The organism is Arcanobacterium wilhelmae, assembly GCF_029632765.1.
Lineage (GTDB): Bacteria > Actinomycetota > Actinomycetes > Actinomycetales > Actinomycetaceae > Arcanobacterium > Arcanobacterium wilhelmae.
On the sequence record NZ_CP121247.1, the window covers coordinates 1,787,008 to 1,808,079 of the forward strand.

Sequence of the window (21,072 nt, forward strand, 5' to 3'; positions counted from 1 at the left end):
TGCACCATGAGTTTCACGCTTGGTGTTGACATCGGCGGCACGAAGATCGCCGGTGGCGTCGTTAATGAAGACGGCGAAATTGTTGCAATGACCCGCAAACCCACCCCTGCGCTCGATCCGGACTCCACAGCAGACACCGTGATCGCAGTGATCGAAGAGCTCCGCAAGAGCTATGAGGTGGAAGCAGTGGGCATCGGATGTGCAGGTTTCGTGGCAGCGGACCATCGCACAATCGCTTTCGCCCCCAACCTGAACTGGCGAAACGAGCCATTGGCCGACAAGGTCGAGGCCGGCGTCGGGCTACCGGTTTACCTCGAAAACGACGCGAACGCTGCCGCGTGGGGTGAGTACCGTTACGGCGCTGGCCGTGACCATCGCTCGGCGGTTGCCGTGACCGTTGGGACCGGCATCGGCGGCGGAATCATCATGGACGGCAAGCTCATTTCCGGCTCGTTCGGACTCGCCGGCGAAATCGGCCACCTGAACATGGTGCCAGACGGCCTGCAGTGCGGATGCGGGCAGTACGGATGCTGGGAAGTGTACGCCTCAGGCAACGCGCTCGTGCGGATCGCCAAACAGTACGCGCTCGCTCAGCTCGACAAGGGCGAAGGCTCACACATCCTGGATCTCGCGGGCGGCGAAGTGGACGCGATCAACGGCCTGATGGTGACGGCCGCTGCCGCCGAGGGCGAGGCCGGCGCGATCGATCTGTTTAACCAAGTCGGCACCTGGCTCGGGCGCGGGATGGCCGATCTTTCCGCGATCCTGGATCCGGAAATGTACATCGTTGCAGGCGGCGTTTCCGAAGCCGGGAACCTCCTACTCGAGCCCACGCGCACCGCTTTCCAGAAGTATTTGACGGCCGCGAGCTCGCGCGAAGTTGCACCGATCGTTCAGGCCCAACTCGGTAACGATGCCGGAATGATCGGCGCCGCGGATCTGGCCCGCCAGCTCCTGGGCTGAGCGTCGACAGGATAAATTTCGGTAGTGGTGAGTTTTCTTTGTGAAAACTCGCCACTGTCTCATGTATGCACGATGAAAATTCTCGATAGTGTGGCACCGTACTCGAGGCATTGAACTTTTGGCCAACCTATATCGCGTTTTAGCCTTATATAGACATAAAGAGCGATTTAGGTCTGCGAAAAATCAGGCAGCGCGAGTATCAACTCGTCCGAGTACGTACCACACGGCGGCGGAGATCAACATCATCGCGCCAGTGATCGCGAAGGCCACTCCAAAGCCGGTCACGTCCGCGATCCAGCCGGCGGCCACCGGGCCGAGAATCTGGCCAAGATCACCGGCTTGCTGGAAGAACGAGAACACTCGCGAACCCTGGCGGGCCCCGACGACGTCGGCCACCGCGCCCTGCTGTGACGGCATCACGAACCCCGCGCCAATTCCCGCGAGGAACGAGGCCGCGATCAGCAACCACACCGAGCCGATCCAGCCGAAGCCGATCGTGAACACACCAGAAAGAGTGAGACCAGCGACAAGGAGCGGCCGGCGCCCGTAGTAGTCGCTCCACACGCCGGCGCGAATCAGCGCCAAACCGTTGCCCACAGCGAACGCCGTCATGATCCCGCCCGCAACCCAAGCCTGGGAAGTGACAGCCGCCGCGAGTAGCGGCACGAGCGAGACTCGCACGCCAAAATCCGTCCAACCCTCCGCAAACGAGCTCACCAAAACCGCACGGAAACGCCGATCCGCCCATGCCTCGCGCACGCTCATCGGGGAACGATTCACGCCAGTGCGAACCTCAGCCGCAGCGCGCTCACTTGCTGAAACCGCACCAGCTTCCACAGCAGATCGCTCTAGTCCCAGTGGATTCGTCGGATTCGGCGCAGAGGCAGCATGGCGGAACGTGAGCCGGCGAGCCGCACGCTTCACCCGAGCGCTCGCACGCCTCGCCCGCGCAAGTCTTCCAACCCTCGCGGGCCGAGCGCCGGCGTCGGGCCGAATCAGCACTCCAACCAAAAACATCGCCACAAACAATGAGCCCGCGTAGATAAAGAAAGGCGCGCGGTAGCCGAGGGGCGTGATGAACGCGCCGATTGCCGGGCCGCCGATATTGCCCACCAGCCAGCCGGCACCGTACAGCGCCGAGGCGCGGCCGCGAGCACCCGCAGGCGCAACTCGGAAAATCAGGCTCATCGCCGAAACCGAGAAGATCACGGAACCCACTCCGCCCAGGCCGCGGTAGAGCACGAGATGTGAGTAGTCGTTGGCAAGGCCCGCCGCCACGCTCGACACCCCCACCAGCCCGATGCCCAACATGTACATGGAGCGCTCCCCGAAACGGGTGGACAATCGGCCGGAAAGCGGCGCAAAAACGAGGCGGGTCAGCGCGAACGCGCTCACGACCACGCCCGCCTGGAAGGTGGTGGCCCCGAGCGTGGAGGCAAAAATCGTCAGCACGGGCGCCACGATCCCGAAGCCCAGCGACACAATCACGGCGGAGGCCACCAGCACCCAGATCTCACGCGGCATTGTTGTTTTCGGCATGTGCCCCATTATCGCACGGACGTACCGGTACAGCCCCGCAGATCGTGCACAACTCAATCAATCGGGCTTGGCGTTGCTGTATGCGCAACGCCCGCGCGAACTGACAGAGTTATGCACCGCAAAGACAGCCCCGCAGCTCGTGCACAACTCAATCAATCGGGCTTGGCGTTGCTATATGCGCAACGCCCGCGCGAACTGACAGAGTTATGCACCGCAAAGACAGCCCCACAACCGGCCCTGCCGACAGCAGGAAAACACAACCGGCCCTGCCGACAGCAGGAAAAGTGGGGGCGCCAGCCCAGCCAGCGCCCCCACTCCGGGCCCGCACACAGCCCTTGCCGTCGGGTGCTACCCGTCCCTGCGTCGCACTTTCGCAAGAACGGTCCCTGCTACAACCAGCACCACGGCCATCGCACCGATGCCAGCAGCAGACGCGCCGGTTATCGGGAGCTTCTTCGGCGACGGAGTGCTCTGCTTGTGCTCAGCGTCCGTCTCCCCCAGCTCAAAGTTCTTCTCACTCAACAACATCTGGCGATCCAGATTCTCCAGATCCTTACCCTCCGGAGCGGAGTTCTGTGGCTGTTCCCCCAGCTCAAAGTTCTTCTCACTCAACAACATCTGGCGATCCAGATTCTCCAGATCCTTACCCTCCGGGACGGAGTTCTGTGGCTTCGTCGACTCGATCTTGATCTCCGGCTTAGCCGAGTTAATCTTGATCTCCGGACGCTTTGACTCAATCTTGAACTCCGGAACGAACGTGGTCGTATCCTGGAAGTCGATGCTCAGAGCATCAGCATTCGGCAAATCGATCTTCTCGCCAAGCTCAATCTTGCCGTTATTGCCGAGCAGGTTGATCCACGGAGTTGACTTGATCCCGATTTCCGGAACGAACGTGGTCGTATCCTGGAAGTCGATGCTCAGAGCATCAGCATTCGGCAAATCGATCTTGTCGCCAAGCTCAATCTCGGTTCCAGGAAGAGGGCCGTTGTACTCCGGAAGCTCCGGCTCGTACTCAGGCTCACCGAAATCGATCTCCGGCTGATCCGGTTCGGCCTTCTTCTCGATGCCATCGAGAAGATCGGTCAGCTTGTTACCATTTTTGTCAGTAATGCCTGGGGAGGCGAGACCATTCTTGTCCGGAATCACTTCACCATCGGTCAGACCGGGCTGGAACTTTTTATCGATCACGCGCCCGTCCGGGCCGACCTCGGGAACAACCGACTCGGTACTGTTCGACCAGCCGTCGTTATCCTTGTCTTCTTCGCCGTCGTTCGTACCGTTATCGTCGGAATCGATATCGAACGGGCTGGTGCCAATCGCGATTTCGTCGTCATTGTTCACGCCGTCATTGTCCGCATCCGGATCGAACTGGTTGACGATACCGTCCTGGTCGAAGTCGTCGTTCGGACTGGTGCCGATACCCGGAAGAACCTTGGTCCACGCAATGCCAGGCTTCTTTGGAGCTTCCTCAGGCCCACCCTCGGAATTCGGGTTCGCAGCGAGGCCGCTCTTGGCAATCTCAACGTCGACGTAAACCTTGTCCCACGTCTTATCCGGGTAAGTTACCTTCACGATGCCCTGGAACTTGCCTAACGCCTGGGTAGCCTCTGGCGCGAATTCAATCTGCCCACTTGTCTTATCGATTGATGCAAAGCCCACCGGAAGCTCGAACTCGAACTCGGTCCCCTTCGGGAATTCGTTCTTCAGCCCTTCTGCTTCAGCACGCACGCCGATCGAGATCGATTTCTTCTCACCTGGCGTCACAGTAACGGGAGGATACGAGGGGTCATAGTAGGAAGCCTGGTCGGAAGCTAACCGAATATTGACACGAATATCATCGAGCGAGCCGTCGTCGTACTGCACAATGAGGTCGCGAGAATAATCTTTCGCTTCATCCGTGTAACGCGGATTAACTCGAAGTAAACCGCTCATGGGATCGATCGTTGCGAATGGTGTGACCTCAAACCACGAATCCTGCTCTTGCCCCGAATCCTTCACCGCAAAGTTGAACGGAAGCAACTGAGAATCATCTGCGTCAGTTGAACCCCCCAAAATTGCATGGGCCAACTTGGGCTCCTTTAAGAAGGCGCCAGGAACAGTGGAAAACGCTTGCTCGACTTCAAGCTCCTTTCCAGGCAAAACCGTCACGTTAATCGGAGCTGGCTCAAACATATCGGCCATGTTGGCAACCTTCACGCTACCATCCATCTGAGCACGCGTCCCATCAGGGAACTTCAAACTGATAGGAAGGGTGTATACCTCACCACGCTTGGCTGTTTTCGGCACTTCGAAAGTCAGTTCACCCGTCTTATCTTGGAATTCAAAGGTCGCCCCAGGAACATCGGTTTTCCCGATACGTGCAACGTCACCAACTCCAAGTTGTGCATCCTGATCGCGGGTTACTCCGTTAGGAAGCTCCTTAATATCCGGCTTCGCAAAGGTGGGGCGAACCACAATCTTGTCGCCCGGACGCGCAAGCTGCTGTTGGTAATGTGCCTCGTACGTCCGCTTCATATGGTAAACATTCGGATTCGTCGGCACGCCAGCATCAGTATCCGAAGGTACGGTCTTGCCGGTTGTGTGATCGACCTTGGTGTTCAGCTCTTCGCCGTCGTTCGTCTCATCCTTGTCAGTGTCGGCAATCGTCGGATCTGTGAGGAAGCCAGGGGTCTGAGGCTTCGTACGGGAACCAGGGTCGGTGAATTTGCCCTGCTCGTCGTACGGGTTCCAGTTGCCGTTCACTTCGTCGCCGTCGTTCACGCCGTCGCCGTCGTGGTCAGGGTTTCGCGGATCTGTATGATGCGTCGTCTCTTGAGCATTGGTCAGGCCGTCGCCGTCGATATCCTTATCAGCTTCGTTGATCGCAGTGGACTTTGCCACTGTGAATGTCGCGATGCCAGTTGCACGAATATCAGATGCGTACACGGAGTGCACGAGCGTAACTGGAATTTCAAGTTTCTCACCCTCAACAGCACCGATCGCAGGAATCACGCCAATCTGCCCGGTTACCCGATCGACGAAGATTGTCCCCTCCCGCTTCGAAGCATCGGCGTATTGACGGAAGGCGCCGAGATCGGCCACAACCTTATAGCCCGAGGGAGCTGCCACCGTATAGATGTAGTTAGCTCCAGGCTCTTTCTCCGAGGTGCCGGTTTCCTTCGGGGCAACAGTGTAGGTGTGCTCGTCCTTGTTAGCGGTGACCACATCGTAGGTCAGCTTGCCCACCTTTGACGATGCCAGATAACCTGTAAGTGCAGACTCTCGCCCAGCATCTTCTTCCGACGTTGGCTTGCTCTGCTCCATCACGCGAGGCTGCTCAGCCCCCTGGGCAATGAGCGTCGTGCCATCACCCAAGTCCGTAATGCGAGTTCCGCCAGCAGCGGGGTAGCGAGAGTTATTCTCCATTTCGCGAAGCTTCTCCGGGCCCTCAGCCTTGAGTATCGGCATATCCGATTGCGGGAGTCGCCCCTTCTGTGTATGGATAAGTGTGAGCCCGTTGGCGAGTGGGATCGTTTCACCACGCTTACCTGCTCGCTCCGTTTGCTCCATGGTCTCGTGCCGCCCCGGCGAGTAAACAAGCGTTTCAGCAGTCGGGGTTGTCGTGGTGGTTGTCTCCATCGGAAGCTCCGAAGCTACCGTCGTGGCGTACGCGGGGGTGCCCATCCCGAGGGCCACCACAGCCATGGCAGCGCCAATCGCGCCAAACTTTGTGGTGGACTTTGCGAACGAATACTGAAGGGTACGTGCGGGGGCCATGAGGACTCTCCATTTTTAGCGACACCCTGGCTCTCCAAAGTTCACCAATCTAGAGAGTCAGTTCATCTGTACGGTTTAGCCTGCGAAATTCCTGCCCTGATGCGCGTATCGGATGCGGAAACTTCGCGACTTTCATTGACGACAAAAATCTTCACACACCATGAGTACATGGTATCTACGCCCAAGGTATGAAGGTGTTGCCGTGCCGTTCACCTGAGATCTGATAGAGACATCAGACAAATCGACACAGCAATCGGCCATCCCTCCAGCAAAGCAGCGCAAGCTAGGTAGTCCGCCCCCGATCACAAGCGAGTATCACAGAACCCGCAGCGCGGCCCCTCGGCCGACTCGTAGGCGAACGCCACAGCCCCGCGATCCCAACGCGTCACACAACGGGGGTTTGGGCACTCATGGTTCACGCGCGCTGGCGGGCGTAGTCGCTCGGGTCGCACGCTCGCCCCCGACGCCGGGGCTCCAGTATCCCCCGACGCCGGTGTCCCGCTTTCAGTGCCGACGGCGAAGCTAGTTCCACCCTCGGCTCGCTTCCGCCGCGGCCCGTGCAGTGCCAGCCGCAGCCCGCCCTCGCGCAACAGAAAATCGATCAACGCCATGCGCATAAACATGCCGTTTTCTGCCTGTTCGAAGTAGCGGGCGCGCGGATCAGAATCCACATCCACCGCGATTTCGTTGACGCGCGGCAGCGGGTGCATGACGATCGTGTGCTCGCGGGCGTGCGCCATCACCGAAGCATCAAGCACGTAGGCATCTCTGAGACGCTCGTACTGCACCGGGTCACCGAAGCGTTCGCGCTGAACGCGGGTCATGTAGACGACGTCGGCACTGGCCACCGCCTCCTCGAGCGATTTCACTTCACGTACACGAACGCCCGCCTGGCTAAGCGCAGCGACCGTCTGTTCAGGCAGGCGCAGCTCCGCCGGGCTCACCGCGAGGATCTCGTTGCCGGAGAACCGCGAAAGTGCGGCAAGGAGCGAGTGCACGGTGCGCCCGTAGAGCAGGTCACCCACCACGGCCACCGTCAGACCGGAGCAACGTCCGAACTCGCGATGGATCGTGAGCAGATCGGCGAGAGTTTGGGTTGGGTGGAAGTGTCCTCCGTCGCCGGCGTTCACGAGCGGCACGCGCGAGGCTTCGGCCGCAACGAGCGCGGCGCCGTCCTTGGGGTGTCGCATCGCCACGATATCTGCGTATCCGCTGATGACGCGGGCGGTGTCGGCGAGGGTTTCTCCTTTGGATGCGGAGGACGCGGCGCCGTCGGCCATTGAGATCACCGTGCCGCCGAGGCGCGCCATCGCGATTTCGAAGCTGAGCCGGGTGCGGGTGGAGGGTTCGAAGAACAGCGAGGCGAGCACTTTGCCGCGGGCGCGGTCGGCCCAGGCACCTGGCTCGGCCGCGATCCGCTCGCCAGCGGCAATCAGCGCGCTGAGCTCGGCAAACGTCAGGTCGGCGACGTCGATGACGTGGCGCATCACAGGCCCTTCCACTCGCGCGGGTTGCGACGGAAATCGAGCAGGCCGTCGACGTCGGCCGCCTCGATTGCGCCGGTTTGCGCGGCTTGCGCGACGACGTCGTCGAAGGTGGTCAGGGTGCGCAGCTCCACGCCGGCGTCGGCGAAAGCGGTGCGTGAGGCGTCCATCCCGTAGGTGAAGATCGCGGCCACTCCGAGAACCTCGGCCCCGGCCTCTTCGAGCGCGCGCACCACTTCGAGGACGGAGCCGCCGGTGGAGATCAGGTCCTCCACCACCACAACTTTCGAGCCGGGCTCGAGGCGGCCTTCGATGCGGTTGGTGCGGCCGTGGTCTTTCGCGGAGGAGCGCACGTAGCCCATCGGCAGGCCGAGCCTGTCGGCGGCGAGGGCCGCGTGGGCGATGCCTGCGGTCGCGGTGCCCATCAGGGCGTCCGCGTGTGGGAACTCCTCGCGGATAAGCTCGGCGAGCCCACCTTCGACGAGGTTGCGCGCGGCTGGCGCCGTGAGGATGAGGCGGTTGTCGGTGTAGATCGGCGAGATGATGCCGCTCGCCCAGGTGAACGGCTCGCGCGGGCGGAGGAAGACGGCGTCGATGTCGAGTAGGGCGCGGGCGACGTCGCTGGCGCGGGTTTCGGCGGCGGTTGCGTTGGCGGGGGCGTTAGTCATTGGAGAACTCCTTCGATGCTTGCAGGTAGGCGGCCACAGGATCAGCGGCCGCGGTGATGGGCCGGCCCATCACGATGTAGTTGGAGCCCAGTTCGCGGGCTTGGGCGGGACTGGTGATGCGGCGCTGATCATCAGCGGCGGCACCCGGAAAGCGCACACCCGGGGTGACGGTGAGAAACTGCTCGCCGAGCGCTTCGTGAACGACGGGCGATTCGTGCGGGGAGCACACCACCCCGTCGAGGCCTGCGGCTGCCGCGTTGGCCGCGTAGTGCGCGACGACGTCGGCCATCGTCCCCTCGATGAGCAGGTCCTCGTGCATCACTTGCTCGGAGGTGGAGGTGAGCTGGGTGACTCCGATGAGGAGCGGGCGGGTGCCGTCGGGGCGGGTGAGCCCCTCGATCGCGGCTTCCATCATGGGGCGTCCGCCGCCGCAGTGGAGGTTCGTCATGTCCACGTCTAGCCCGGAGAGCACGCGCATCGCGTTGGCGACAGTTTGCGGGATGTCGTGGAGTTTAAGGTCGAGGAAGATGCGGTGGCCGCGATCTTTGATCGCGCGGACGATCTGCGGGCCGGCTCCATAGAAGAGTTCCATCCCAACCTTCACATACGGGCGCTGCGGCAGCTCGGTGAAGAGATCGAGGAACTCTTCGGTTCGGGCTTGCGAGGAGAAATCGCAGGCGATGATGACGTTGCTCATTACTGGTTCCTTTCCTAGCGGTTGTTGATGTTAGCGAGTGACGTAATTCCGTATCGGCGCATCGCTTCGGGCAGTTCGCGTGCAATGTCGCGGCAGGCGTAGGGGTTGAGGAGCGACGCCGTTCCCACCTGCACCGCGGCGGCTCCGGCTTGCATCATTTCGATCACGTCGTCGGCGCTCATCACGCCGCCGATTCCGACCACCGGGATGTTCACACTTCGCGACACCTCATATACCGCACGCAGAGCCATCGGCAGCACGCCCGGTCCAGAGACCCCGCCCGTGCCGTTGGAGAGAATCGGCGCGCCGGTGCGGCGATCGAACCGCATTCCGACGAAGGTATTGATCAGCGAAACCCCGGCCGCGCCTTCTGCCTCGCATGCCTGCGCTACTTGCGCCATCGGCGAGGCCGGCGCGAGCTTCATGATGATCGGTGTGTCGGTAACCTCTCGGATCGCGCGGCACACGGCCGCCGCCGATTCCGGGGTGTCGGCGAAGGTCGCGCCGCCGGCGTGAACGTTCGGGCAGGAGATGTTCACTTCGAGCCAGGCCACCTGCTCGGAGCGATTGAACGCCGCCGCGACCTGCGCATACTCCTCCAGCGAGAAGCCGGCGACGTTCGCCATCACCGGCCCGTCGAAGTAGCTCGCGATGCGCGGAAGCTCCTGCGCTACCACGGCTTCCACGCCCGGGTTGGCGAGGCCGATCGCGTTGAGCATCCCACCGGGGGCGTCGGCGACGCGCGGGGTCGGGTTCCCCGCGCGCGGGGCGAGCGTTGTGCCCTTAAAAGAGAAGGAGCCGATCTCGTTGATATCCCATAGCGCGGCGAATTCCGCGCCAAAACCGAAGGTTCCCGACGCCGCGATCACCGGATTTTTGAGACCCACTCCCGCAAGCTCCACGGCCGTTTCCAACGACGCCGGTGCCGGATTTTCGTTTGTGCGCAGGCGAACCTGAACCTCCGGTTGGTCGATGAGTACTTCGCCGGCGTCGAAGACTGGGCCTTCCACACATACGCGCTTCGGGCCGCGAGCGGTATCCACCTTGCAGCCCAGGCATGCGCCGAAGCCGCAGCCCATATGCGCCTCGAGGCTCAGCGACGCCGAAACTGAGCGCTCCCCCGCCCAGGTTTTGACCGCGCGGAGCATGGGATCCGGGCCGCAGGCGTAGACGTGGGTGGCGCCGTCGTCGAGAACGTCGGTGACCAGGCCGCGCGTGCCGGCCGAGCCGTCCTGGGTAGCCAGGCGCACCTCGCAACCGGCGGCCTCAAGCTCCCCCGCACCAAATACGGCCTCCCCTGTGCGAAAGCCGAGCGCCACGATAGGCCGCGCACCGGCGTCGAGAAGGGCGCGGGCGAGGAACATGATCGGCGGCACGCCTGTTCCGCCGCCAACCAGCACCGGGCGTTCGCCGGCCGCAGCGGCGTCGAAGCCGTTGCCGAGCGGGCCGAGTAGCGCCACCTCGGCGCCAACCTGAATATCAGCGAGTGCCCGCGTTCCTGTGCCAACTTTCGCCACGATTACCGCGATCCGGCGCCCATCCTGGCGGGCTACCGCGAATGGGCGGCGCAGGAAAAACCCTGGCACCGACACGTTCACGAACTGGCCGGGCAGCGCGTTCATCTCGCGCTCGCACTCGAGCTCGAGCTCGAACACATCCGCCGTCAGCGAGCGCACCGCGCTCACCTGCGCGCTCATCTCAATCTCGCTGTCACACATCTTGCGTCCTTTCTCCTCTCTCAGTCCCTGGGCCCGGGTGCGCCAGGCTCCCGCCCGGCGCACCCAGGCTCCTCACGAAATCCCGTGCCTCAGCGCCCGGCCACCAGCCCGGCGTCTGCGTCGGCGTCGATCGTGGAGATCGGGATCGTGATGTCCTCGAGTACATCGAGCAGGGCGCCAACCGTATCGAGCGAGGTCAGGAGGGTCACAGCGTGCTCGGTGGCGGCGGCGCGGATGCGCACGCCGTCCGAGAGTTTCGAATCGTCCAGCCCGGAAGTGTTCACGATGTAGCTGATTTCGCCGCGCATAATCGCATCCTCAATGTCGCTCGAACCCTCGGAAATCTTGCCCATCGCGCGCGTGCGGATGCCGTTTTCCTTAAGGAACTGCGCGGTTCCAGCCGTGGCCGCGATATTGAAGCCGAGCTCGTAGAAGCGGCGCACCAGCTCCAGTGCGCGCGGCTTGTCGTGATCGGCGATCGTGGCGAGCACCGTACCGTGGCCCGCGAGCTTCATGCCCGCCGCTTCGAGCGCCTTGTACAGCGCGCGCTTGAGCGAAGAATCGTAGCCGATCGCCTCGCCGGTGGACTTCATTTCCGGCGAAAGCACCGCGTCCAGGCCCTTGATCTTGTTGAAGGAGAACACCGGCGCCTTGACAAAGAACCGCTGCGGCTCGTTCGGGTAGAGCGTGAAGATCCCCTGCTCCTTCAAGCTTTCGCCGAGGATCACGCGAGTAGCGATCGCCGGAAGCGGCACGCCCGTCACCTTGGACAGGAACGGCACCGTGCGCGAGGAGCGCGGGTTCACTTCGATAATGTAGACGTTCTCGGCCGCGTCCACGATGAACTGCACGTTGAACAGGCCGCGGATCCCGATCCCCAGGCCGAGGGCCTTCGCGTAGCGCAGGATCGTTCCCTTCACGGCGTCGGACACCGTGAACGTGGGGTACACCGAGATCGAATCGCCCGAGTGGACGCCCGTGTGCTCCACCAGCTCCATGATTCCGCCGACGAACACGTCCGTGCCGTCGCAGATCGCGTCCACTTCCAGCTCCTTGCCGGCAATGTACTTGTCCACGAGCACCGGGTGGCCGGGCGCGGCGGCGAAGGCTTCGCGCAGGTAGGTGGCGAGGGCGTCGTCGCTGGCGACGATGCGCATCGCGCGCCCGCCGAGTACGAACGACGGACGTACCAGCACCGGGTAGCCGACGCGCGCGGCGACCGCCAGCCCGGCGTCGACGTCGGTGACGGCCTCGCCCGGAGCCTGCGGGATGTCGAGCGTGCGCAGGAGCTTTTCGAAGCGGTCGCGATCCTCGGCACGTTCGAGCGCCTCGAGCGACGTTCCGATCAGCGGCGCGCCGCGCTCGGCCAGGCCGGCCGCTAGGTTGATCGCGGTCTGCCCGCCGAGGGAGGTGATCACGCCAATCGGCTTTTCCGCCTCCACGATCTCCATCACGTCCTCCACGGTGAGCGGATCGAAGTAGAGCTTGTCGGCGGTGGTGTAGTCGGTGGACACCGTTTCGGGGTTGTCGTTGATGATGATCGCCTCGTAGCCGGCCTCGCGGATTGTGCGCACCGCGTGCACCGAGGAGTAGTCGAACTCCACGCCCTGGCCGATGCGGATCGGGCCTGCGCCAACCACCACGATCTTCTTGCGGTCCGTAATGATCGAATCGTTGGCGCCCGCGTAGCTCGAATAGAAGTAGGGGATGTAGGCGCCGGATTTGAGCGTGTCGACCATGCGGAACACCGGGCGGATTCCCGCCTCGGCGCGTGCGGCCGCCACCTCCGTTTCGCTCACGCCTGCGAGGCGTGCGATCGCCGAATCAGCGAAGCCCATTTCCTTCGCTTCGCGCAGCACCCCGACGACGTCGGTGCCCGGCTCTCCCCCAACGCCCGGCTTTCCTGCCAGCGCAAGCTGCGCACCGGCGTCGGCGATCCGCTTCTCCATCGCGACGATGCGCGCGAAGGACTCGAGGAACACCTCGGTAATCGCGGTGAGTTCGTGGACGTCCGCGATCGGCGCGCCGCGGCGCAGCAACTCGGCAACCGCGAAGAGCGTATCGGAGCGGAAGTCGGAAAGGTACTCGCGCAGCTCGACGTCGGAGAAGCCCGCGAACTTTGCCATCCACAAGTGATCGACGCCCGTTTCGAGCGAACGCACCGATTTGAGCAGGCACTCGTCGAGCGTGGAGCCGATGCCCATCACCTCGCCGGTGGCCTTCATCTGCGTGCCGAGTTTCGCGGACGCGTCCGTGAACTTGTCGAACGGGAAGCGCGGGAACTTTGCCACGAGGTAGTCGAGTACCGGGTCCTTCGCGGCGGTTGCGCCCGCCACCTCGATCTCGTCCAGGTGCATGCCCACCGCGACCTTCGCGCTCACTCGCGCGATCGGGTAGCCGGACGCCTTCGACGCCAGCGCGCTCGAGCGCGAAACTCGCGGGTTGACCTCAATAAAGTAGTACTCGCCCGTTTCCGGATGCACCGCGTACTGCACGTTGCAGCCGCCCCAAATGTCGAGCGCGCGGATGATCGCGAATGCGGAATCCACCAGGCGTTTCATCAGCGGCTCGCTCACCGACAGCGCCGGCGCCACCACCGCCGAATCGCCCGTATGCACGCCCACTGGGTCAATGTTTTCCATCGAGCAGATGCACACCACGTTGTCGGCGCTGTCGCGCATCACCTCGAACTCGATTTCCTTATAGCCGAGCACCGACTTCTCCACCAGCACCTGGCCCACCGGCGACAGCGCCAGAGCGTTGACCATGAGCTCGGTGAATTCGGCGTCGTCGTGGGCGAAACCGCCGCCCGTGCCGCCGAGTGTGAACGCCGGGCGCAGCACCACCGGGTAGCCGATTTCGTGGGCCGCCGCGAGGCCTTCCTCCAGCGAGTATGCGATCTGCGAGGCGATCACCGGCTCACCGATGCTTTCGCACATTTCTTTGAACTTGGCGCGGTCCTCGGCGCGGGCGATCGACGCCGACGGCGTCCCGAGCAGCTCCACCCCGCACTCGGCGAGCACGCCCGATTTCTCCAGCTCCATCGCGAGGTTCAGGCCGGTCTGCCCGCCGATTCCGGGCACGAGCGCGTCCGGGCGCTCCTTGCGGATAATTCGCGAGACGTACTCGAGCGTGAGCGGCTCCATGTAGACGCGGTCGGCGATCCCGGCGTCGGTCATGATCGTGGCCGGGTTCGAGTTCACGAGGATCACCCGGTAGCCCTCTTCCTTCAGGGCGAGGCAGGCTTGCGTGCCGGCGTAGTCGAACTCGGCGGCTTGGCCGATCACGATCGGCCCCGAGCCGATGATGAGCACTGTGCGGATTTGCGTGTTCTTGGGCATGGGTTTCTCCTTTTTGTTGGGGTTTGTGTGGGGGTAGGTTGGTGGGGTGGGTTCGGTTGGTGGTTCCCGACGCGGGCCGCGCACCGACGTCGTCGGCTTACTTGCGCCCGGGCTCGGCCGGGCTCCCGACGCCGGTGTACACCTCGCGGCCGGCCGCAAACGTTGCGAGGCAGCGCGCGCGGACTTTCCAGCCGGCGAACGGGGTGGCGCGGCCCTTGGAGGCGAAGTCGGCGGGGTCGATGGTGGCATCCGCGCCGAGGTCCCAGATCGTGAGGTCACCGGCACGTGCGGGGATGTTGAAGCGCGCGCGGGGCGCGGTGGTGAACAGCTCAACCGCGCGCTCGAGCGTGATTCCTCCGGTTTCCACGAAGTGCGTGTCAATCAGTGCGAATGAGGTTTCGATACCCACAATCCCGAAGGCCGAGCCGGCCAGTCCGCGCGCCTTTTCTTCGGCGGTGTGCGGGGCGTGGTCGGTGGCGATGAAATCGATGGTGCCGGCCGCGAGCGCGTTCGCGATCGCCTCGCGGTCGGAGGGCTTACGCAGCGGCGGATTCATTTTGAAGTGGCCGTTATCGCCCGGGATCTGCGATTCGTCGAGGAGGAGGTAATGCGGTGCCGTTTCGCAGGAGACGTTCAGGCCCTCGGCCTTCGCTGCCGTGAGGAGTTCCACCGATTCGGGGCAGGAGACGTGGCACACGTGGTAGGCCGGGAAAATGTTCTCTGCGGCAAGGCGGCGCAGGATCTCGAGGTCGCGCGCGATCTGGGCGTACTCGGCTTCCTTCGGGATTCCGATGAGGCCGAGCTTTTCGGCGAGTGGGCCGGCGTTGATCGACGAGCCCGCTGGGCGCAGAGCGCCGTCTTCGGCGTGGATCGCGATGATGGAGCCGGCTTTCGCGATTTCGCGTAGCGCAGCCTCCATCAGATCCGGATCGTCGAGGCCGTGGCCATCATCGGAAAATCCGATCGCACGCTGGGCGAGCTCGCCGATCGGCGTGATCGCGGCGCCCGCCTGCGTGGTGGTGGCCGAGGCGTACGGCAGGGTTTCGATCACGGCGTCGCGCGCGATGAGTGCTTCTTCGAGCGCGAGGTTTTCGAGGGTATCGGGCACCGGATCGAGGTTCGGCATCGCGCACACCGTGGTGAAGCCGCCGCGGGCCGCGGCGCGCGTGCCCGTTGCGATGGTTTCCTTGGCACTCTGGCCCGGTTCGCGCAAGTGAACGTGAACATCGCAGAAGCCTGGGAACACGGCAACGTTTTCGCTCACCGAACCACGGGCCTGAGCCTCGCGGATCCTCGCAACGGCCTGCGCGGCGAAGGGAAGCTCAGCGGCTTGGTCGAGCGTGACCACCAGCGAGTTGGCGAAGATCGCATCGCGAGGTGTGGCCGCGCGGGCCGCTTCGCTTGCCCGGCCGGCGTCGCGAGCCATACCTGTTGCGCCACTTGCTCGGCCGGCGTCGCCAGCCGTGTCGATGACGCGACGTGCCTGGTGGGCGTCGCGAGACGCGCCCGCTGTGCTGCTCGAACGATCGGCGTCGCCGGAACCAACGAAAATCTCAGTCATTGCGCGAACCTTTCTTCCCGGCCGCGGCCGAAAAAGGGGACAAAAAAGCCTTGGCTGAAAAGCCAAGGCGAAAAATAAAACCAAAACCGAAATCAATCGGCGAAATAACGGGAAAACCGGATCGCCGAAACACCCGAAAACGGGAATCGGGGCACCAGCCCAAAATAAAACCGGAAGCGGCACACATGCGATTCATGTGATCCTCCTTCCGGCTCATTGTGCGGCACCTCGTGCCGTGATCGGAGAAGACACTAGCGCACTTTCGCACGCCCGCGCAAATCCCCTGCTCAGCCGCCTCTACTCACCGCCCACGCCCTAACCGATGACAAATCAGGGGGTTGGCTGCCAAAAAATGGCGGCCAACCCTAGAAAACACACCATTTAGGAAGATGAGTCTTCGATCACGCGTGGTTGCGGGCGTAGTTCGCGAAGTACGGCAGGTCGAAACCCACCACGCCACGCCGACGTTCGCCAGCTACTTGACCCACATCAAATTTTGGATTGTTTTTTGGCGCTTCAGCCCCTATATCGAGGTAAGAGCCAGTTTTTGCGACCTAAATTTTAGGTCCCCCGAGTACTGTGCCCGCAACAACACCTTCCATGAGGTCCCCCAACACCGCCGGTCCGTGATGTCGCCAAATCGAGAGTCATCCACAGGACCACCTCAGGGGAAGCGGTCTTCTCAGTTCTTCTCAGCGCTTCTCAGCAGTTCTAAGTTCTTCTAAGTAGTTCTAAGTTTCTCTAAGTTTGGCGCTTTTCATTGGTATAGCGACGATTCAAAAAATACGGATACGGAAAATGCGGCTTCAGCGCCCACAGATCCCAGCCACAGCCATCGCTCTTGGCGCCGCAATACAAAATGCGGGGGACGATGGCTCCACCATCGCCCCCGCATTCTGAAACGCACAATCAGAGCCGCGTGTCGCAAAAACCGCAGCGCGCCCCTTCCGGCGACGCGTACGCGAACGGCACGGCGCTACGATCCGAGCGCGTGATGCACCGCGGGTTTGGACAGTCACCCGCCGGCGCCTGCTCGCGAATACGCTCGGGGCGCACTTCCGGCTCCGTGCGCGCCTCCGCATCGCGAAGCAGGAAGTCGATGAGCGCCATGCGGATGAGCATGCCGTCGCGGGTCTGGCTGAAGTAGCGGGCGCGCGGATCCGAATCCACATCCATCGCGATCTCATTCACGCGCGGCAGCGGATGCATCACGATCATGTCGGGCTTCGCGTAGCGCATCACGTCCGCATCGAGCACGAACACTTCCTTGAGGCGCTCGTACATCACCGGATCACCGAAACGCTCCTTCTGGATGCGGGTCATGTACAGGGCGTCCGCCTGCGAAACGGCCTCAGCAAGCGAAGAAACCTCGATCACTTCGGTTCCGTTCGCGCGCAGGTGGCGTACCGTGCGCTCCCCGAGCGCCAGCTCCGGCGGACTCACCGCCACAATCCGATTCCCCTCGAATCGCGAAAGCGCGGAAATCAGCGAATGCACCGTGCGCGAATAGTGGAGGTCGCCCGCGAACGCCACGGTTAGATGCCCGAATCGGCCAAACTCGCGGTGGATCGTGAGCAGCTCGGTGAGGGTCTGCGTGGGGTGGAAGTGCCCGCCGTCGCCGGAGTTCACCACCGGAACAGTGGCTGCCTCGGCCGCAACCAGCGCCGAGCCGTCGGCCGGGTGGCGGATCGTCAGCAGGTCCGCATACTCGCCCACCACGCGCGCGGTGTCTGCAACAGTCTCACCCTTCGCCGCGCCCGACGAGCCGCCGTCCGCCACCGAAATCGTTGCGCCGCCAAGCCGCGCCATCGCCGCCTCGAAGCTCAGGCGCGTGCGAGTCGACGGCTCGAAGAACAGCGTGGCAAGCAGCTTGCCGCGAGCGCGATCCGCCCACGCCCCCGGGTTCGCGGCGATCTCCTCGCCCGTGGCGATGAGCTGGCGAATCTCCTCAAGCGTGAAATCCGCAATGTCAATAATCGAACGCATCCGTTCTCCTCTCCCTCAGCGCATCGCGCCGACGCCGGTGCACAACTCACGCTCTCCGGCCGGCGCATCCGCGCACATCAGCGTGACTTTAACAGCTCCGCCCACCCCAAACAACACTTTTACGTTGCAGTTTCGCAACGGTTCGACGACGTCGGTGCGCTCTGCGCGTGAGTACCGCACCGGCGTCGGGGGAACTTTTCAGCAAGCGCGAGCCGCGCTCCCAGGCTCGCCGGCGCACCCCGTACTAAACTGGAGCCATGGCCACACATATTTTGGAGCCGCTGCGGCGGATGGCGGACGGCACGATCAAGCAAATCAACCCGTTCTCGGGAACGGAAGTTTGGACGGTGCCGGGGCGCGCAAACCGCCCGATCGCGCAGCCGGTTCAGAACCCGCAGCCGATTAATCCTGACGAGCTCGGGCACTACTGTATTTTCTGCACGCAGCGCGTACTCCAAACCCCGCCAGAGAAATCGCGCATCGTGCCCGGCTCGGGCGAAATCGTGCACCATGCGGGCGTGGATGTACTCAGCCAAGAGTGGCAGTTCCGGCGCGTGGCCAACCTGTACGAGATTCTCACCTTCGATTATTGGGCGAAAAACTACGGCTACCAGCTGCCGCGCGATGTACAGTCCTGGATGGACGCCTACCTTGCCGACCCGGCCGGCCGCGCGCACGTCACCGGCGTGCTGCGGGCAAAGTTCGCGGGCGAGGATTTCGATGCGAAAACTGATTCTGAGCTACACGACGCCGCCCTGTCACTTTTCGGCGGCGGACACGATTTGATTTTGGCTCGCCGGCACTTCGTGAAGGGGGCGAAGGATACGTCGCAACTGGCGTCGTCGGGAACGCTCACCCCCGAGGAGCATGAGGCCTACTTCCGCCTCACAACCGACGCGATGCGCGATCTGTATCGCAACCGATACGTGCGCTACGTGCAGGTTTTCCAGAACTGGATGAAGCAGGCCGGCGCCTCGCTCGATCACCTCCACAAGCAGCTTGTGGCGATCGACCAGCGCACCCCGAACCAGGCGTATGAGATCGAGCGCGTTCGCGAAAACCCCAACTATTACAACGAGTGGGGCGTGGATTACGCCGGGTACCAGAACCTCACGATTGCGGAAAATGATTACGCCGTGGCGATCGCCGGGTTTGGCCACCGCTATCCCACGCTCGAGGTGTGGTCGAAATCTGCGGCCACGCAGCCGTGGGAACATTCGGCTGCTGAACTTCGCGGAGTATCAGACCTCGTACAGGCGATGCACGCGGCCACCGGGCCGGACGTGCCGTGCAACGAAGAATGGTTCGCCACACCGATCGATTCAGATGTGGATATTCCGTGGCGCATCCTCATCAAGTGGCGTGTTTCCACACTCGCCGGGTTCGAGGGCGGCTCGAAGATCTACGTGAACACGATCGACCCATGGGCGCTGCGCGATCGCGTGGTTCCGCGCCTGCTCGAGCTACGCGCCGAAGGCAAGGTGGCCTCGAATATCAACATCGCCACCGAATGCCAGGTAGAACGTAACTCTCTCAAATACAACCGGTTCCTGCAAGCGTAAAAGAAGCGGCCGGCGTCGGGAATTTCCCGATGCCGGCCGGCGGTTTTGTGCCCGAAAATACCTGTTTCGCGTGCACAACTCAATCAGTTCGCCCAGGCGTTGCTACATATGCAACGCCCAGCAGGATTGACAGACTTACGCACGGGTTGGCGACGCCGACGGCGGCGTCAGGTTCAGGAGTCGGCCTTCACCTGGCGGCCGGCGTACCATTGCTGAGTTTTGCGGCGCATCGCCTCGGTCACCGCGGCGTTCACCGCGGCCGTGACCACCGCAAACATCAGCACCTGCGACGCCGACTTCTCCAGATCTGTATCGTCACCAGCCGGCTTCTGCTTGCCCAGGCCCTTTTCCCAGATCACATCCGTGATCTTCTGCGCCACGAAACCTGCCGCCGCGCCCGTCGCGAGCGAAATCAGCTTCCATCCAAGATTCATTGTGTCCTCCTTGAAAAACCTATGGCTCATCGTATCGCGAGCGTAGCGGGCACCGCTCGCAGTTCGCGCCCCGCTTACCGCATGTGAACGCGACGCCGGCACACAACATCCGCCCCGACGTCGGGACTGTCACCAATCTTCCGCAAGTAGGAATTCGGAAATCTCCCGGTGCTCAATTCCTGCTCGTGGCCGCAGGAGCGGGTCCATCGACACCACCGTTTTCGGATAATTGTCCGAAATCCGCTCGAGCGCACCGAATTCACGTTCCTCGTTACGCGCATCAGCCATCAGATACGTCACTTGGATATAGCGCGTGAGACGGTCTTTCTTCAAGACAAAATCGACTTCCCCCGCCGGTAGCACCCCCACCTGCACGTCGTAACCGCGCCGCATCGCCTCAAGCGCCACAATATTTTCCAACACTCCCTGAATCTGAGCATCGCCGTCGCCAACAATTGCCCCGCGCAACGCGTGGTCAGCCGCGTAAAACTTGGAAAGGGTTTTGAGTTGCTCTTTCCCGACGACGTCGAAGCGGCGAGTTTCGTTCAACAGGTAGGCTTGCGTGCAGTATTCAAGGTAGTTGAGCACGGTTTGCGTGGAAACGCGCACGTTCTCGCTCTTGAGAAATTTCGTCATCGAACCCGACGAAATCACGTTCCCCGTGTTGGCCAAGGCGAACGTTGAGATTTTTTCGAAGAGGTGAATATCGCGTATCGCGTGCCGGGCAACGATATCTTTGAGCACAACAGACCCGTAGATGTCGCGAAGATAGATGGCGTTGCTATGCGAATCGAGCTCCTTGGTAGCGAGATAGGGCATACCACCGACGTCGAGATAATCCCGGAACGTCGCCGAGGCCAGGATCGTCTGACGCGCGTGAACAAACTCCTCGAACCCGAAGGGATAAATCGTGAACTGCACGTAACGACCCGCGAGGTGGGTTGCAAGTTCCCCGGAAAGAAGGGCTGAGTTTGAGCCGGTGAGGTAGATATCGGCGCCCGTTGTGGCACGTAGCGAATTCACCACACGCTCGAAATTGGACACCTCCTGAATTTCGTCGAGAAAGACGTACGCCCTTCCATTCACTTCAGCAATCTTTGCCGCCAGGTATTCGTGGAGGGCGTCTGGCCTGGTGAGGGAACGGAAATTATAGTCTTCAAAGTTCACGGAAATGAACTGGTTTTCCCGAACGCCATGCTCGCGCAACCAACGTTGGATGAGCTTGAGCATGCCGGATTTCCCGCTTCGACGCAGGCCGCTGAGCACTTTCACCACGTCAGTTTCGATGAAAGGCTCGATCTGCGCTATGTATCGAGGGCGCTCAATCAACCCCAGGGCACGTTTTTCTTCCATACAAAAATAT

At 62.4% G+C, this 21,072-nt stretch carries 14 protein-coding genes; 2 read left to right on the plus strand and 12 right to left on the minus strand.

Annotation, left to right across the window (positions count from 1 at the left end; translation table 11 throughout):
* Positions 1 to 6 precede the first annotated feature (6 nt).
* Entirely contained in the window at positions 7 to 963 is a 957-nt protein-coding gene (locus P8A24_RS07940; RefSeq protein WP_278058129.1) for an ROK family glucokinase, read from the plus strand.
* A gap of 183 nt (positions 964 to 1,146) precedes the next feature.
* Here P8A24_RS07940 and P8A24_RS07945 read toward each other — a convergent pair whose 3' ends face one another.
* The 10 genes from P8A24_RS07945 to pyrB (P8A24_RS07990) all read right to left on the minus strand — a co-directional run bounded on the left by P8A24_RS07945 (position 1,147) and on the right by pyrB (P8A24_RS07990) (position 17,713).
* Positions 1,147 to 2,502, minus strand: coding sequence for an MFS transporter (locus P8A24_RS07945; protein ID WP_278058132.1), 1,356 nt, complete (start codon positions 2,500 to 2,502; stop codon positions 1,147 to 1,149).
* 348 nt (positions 2,503 to 2,850) lie between these two features.
* Complete coding sequence (locus P8A24_RS07950; RefSeq protein ID WP_278058134.1) at positions 2,851 to 6,258, minus strand: YPDG domain-containing protein; 3,408 nt, start codon at positions 6,256 to 6,258, stop codon at positions 2,851 to 2,853.
* 302 nt (positions 6,259 to 6,560) lie between these two features.
* Positions 6,561 to 7,745 (minus strand): aspartate carbamoyltransferase, encoded by a 1,185-nt coding sequence (gene pyrB, locus P8A24_RS07955; protein ID WP_278058136.1) that lies wholly within the window; start codon positions 7,743 to 7,745, stop codon positions 6,561 to 6,563.
* Positions 7,745 to 8,410 carry an orotate phosphoribosyltransferase gene (pyrE, locus tag P8A24_RS07960; RefSeq protein ID WP_278058138.1) on the minus strand — a complete coding sequence of 222 codons (666 nt, stop codon included), beginning with the start codon at positions 8,408 to 8,410 and terminating at the stop codon, positions 7,745 to 7,747. Before pyrE ends, pyrB (P8A24_RS07955) begins: the two co-directional genes overlap by 1 nt.
* A complete protein-coding gene (gene pyrF, locus P8A24_RS07965; protein ID WP_278058140.1) occupies positions 8,403 to 9,107 on the minus strand; it encodes an orotidine-5'-phosphate decarboxylase in 705 nt (234 codons plus the stop codon). The genes pyrE and pyrF overlap by 8 nt, the downstream gene beginning before the upstream one ends.
* A 14-nt stretch (positions 9,108 to 9,121) precedes the next feature.
* Complete coding sequence (locus P8A24_RS07970; RefSeq protein ID WP_278058142.1) at positions 9,122 to 10,825, minus strand: dihydroorotate dehydrogenase; 1,704 nt, start codon at positions 10,823 to 10,825, stop codon at positions 9,122 to 9,124.
* Positions 10,826 to 10,914: 89 nt separating this feature from the next.
* Positions 10,915 to 14,166 (minus strand): carbamoyl-phosphate synthase large subunit, encoded by a 3,252-nt coding sequence (gene carB / locus P8A24_RS07975; protein WP_278058145.1) that lies wholly within the window; start codon positions 14,164 to 14,166, stop codon positions 10,915 to 10,917.
* Positions 14,167 to 14,263: 97 nt separating this feature from the next.
* The gene (locus tag P8A24_RS07980; RefSeq protein WP_278058147.1) at positions 14,264 to 15,727 is read right to left on the minus strand and encodes a dihydroorotase; all 1,464 of its coding nucleotides are present in this window, start codon (positions 15,725 to 15,727) and stop codon (positions 14,264 to 14,266) included.
* Positions 15,720 to 15,923: a hypothetical protein gene (locus P8A24_RS07985; protein WP_278058148.1), complete on the minus strand. Its 204-nt coding sequence runs from the start codon at positions 15,921 to 15,923 to the stop codon at positions 15,720 to 15,722. Before P8A24_RS07985 ends, P8A24_RS07980 begins: the two co-directional genes overlap by 8 nt.
* Before the next feature lie 713 nt (positions 15,924 to 16,636).
* The gene (pyrB, locus tag P8A24_RS07990) at positions 16,637 to 17,713 is read right to left on the minus strand and encodes an aspartate carbamoyltransferase (RefSeq protein ID WP_278058150.1); all 1,077 of its coding nucleotides are present in this window, start codon (positions 17,711 to 17,713) and stop codon (positions 16,637 to 16,639) included.
* 257 nt (positions 17,714 to 17,970) lie between these two features.
* Between pyrB (P8A24_RS07990) and P8A24_RS07995 the strand changes: the two genes are divergently transcribed.
* Positions 17,971 to 19,275: a DUF4921 family protein gene (locus P8A24_RS07995; RefSeq protein ID WP_278058152.1), complete on the plus strand. Its 1,305-nt coding sequence runs from the start codon at positions 17,971 to 17,973 to the stop codon at positions 19,273 to 19,275.
* A gap of 173 nt (positions 19,276 to 19,448) precedes the next feature.
* Here the strand turns inward: P8A24_RS07995 and P8A24_RS08000 are convergent, their stop codons facing one another.
* On the minus strand, positions 19,449 to 19,709 hold the full coding sequence (locus tag P8A24_RS08000; protein WP_278058153.1) for a DUF4235 domain-containing protein: 261 nt from the start codon (positions 19,707 to 19,709) through the stop codon (positions 19,449 to 19,451).
* 129 nt (positions 19,710 to 19,838) lie between these two features.
* Positions 19,839 to 21,062, minus strand: coding sequence for an ATP-binding protein (locus P8A24_RS08005; protein WP_278058155.1), 1,224 nt, complete (start codon positions 21,060 to 21,062; stop codon positions 19,839 to 19,841).
* Positions 21,063 to 21,072 lie beyond the last annotated feature (10 nt).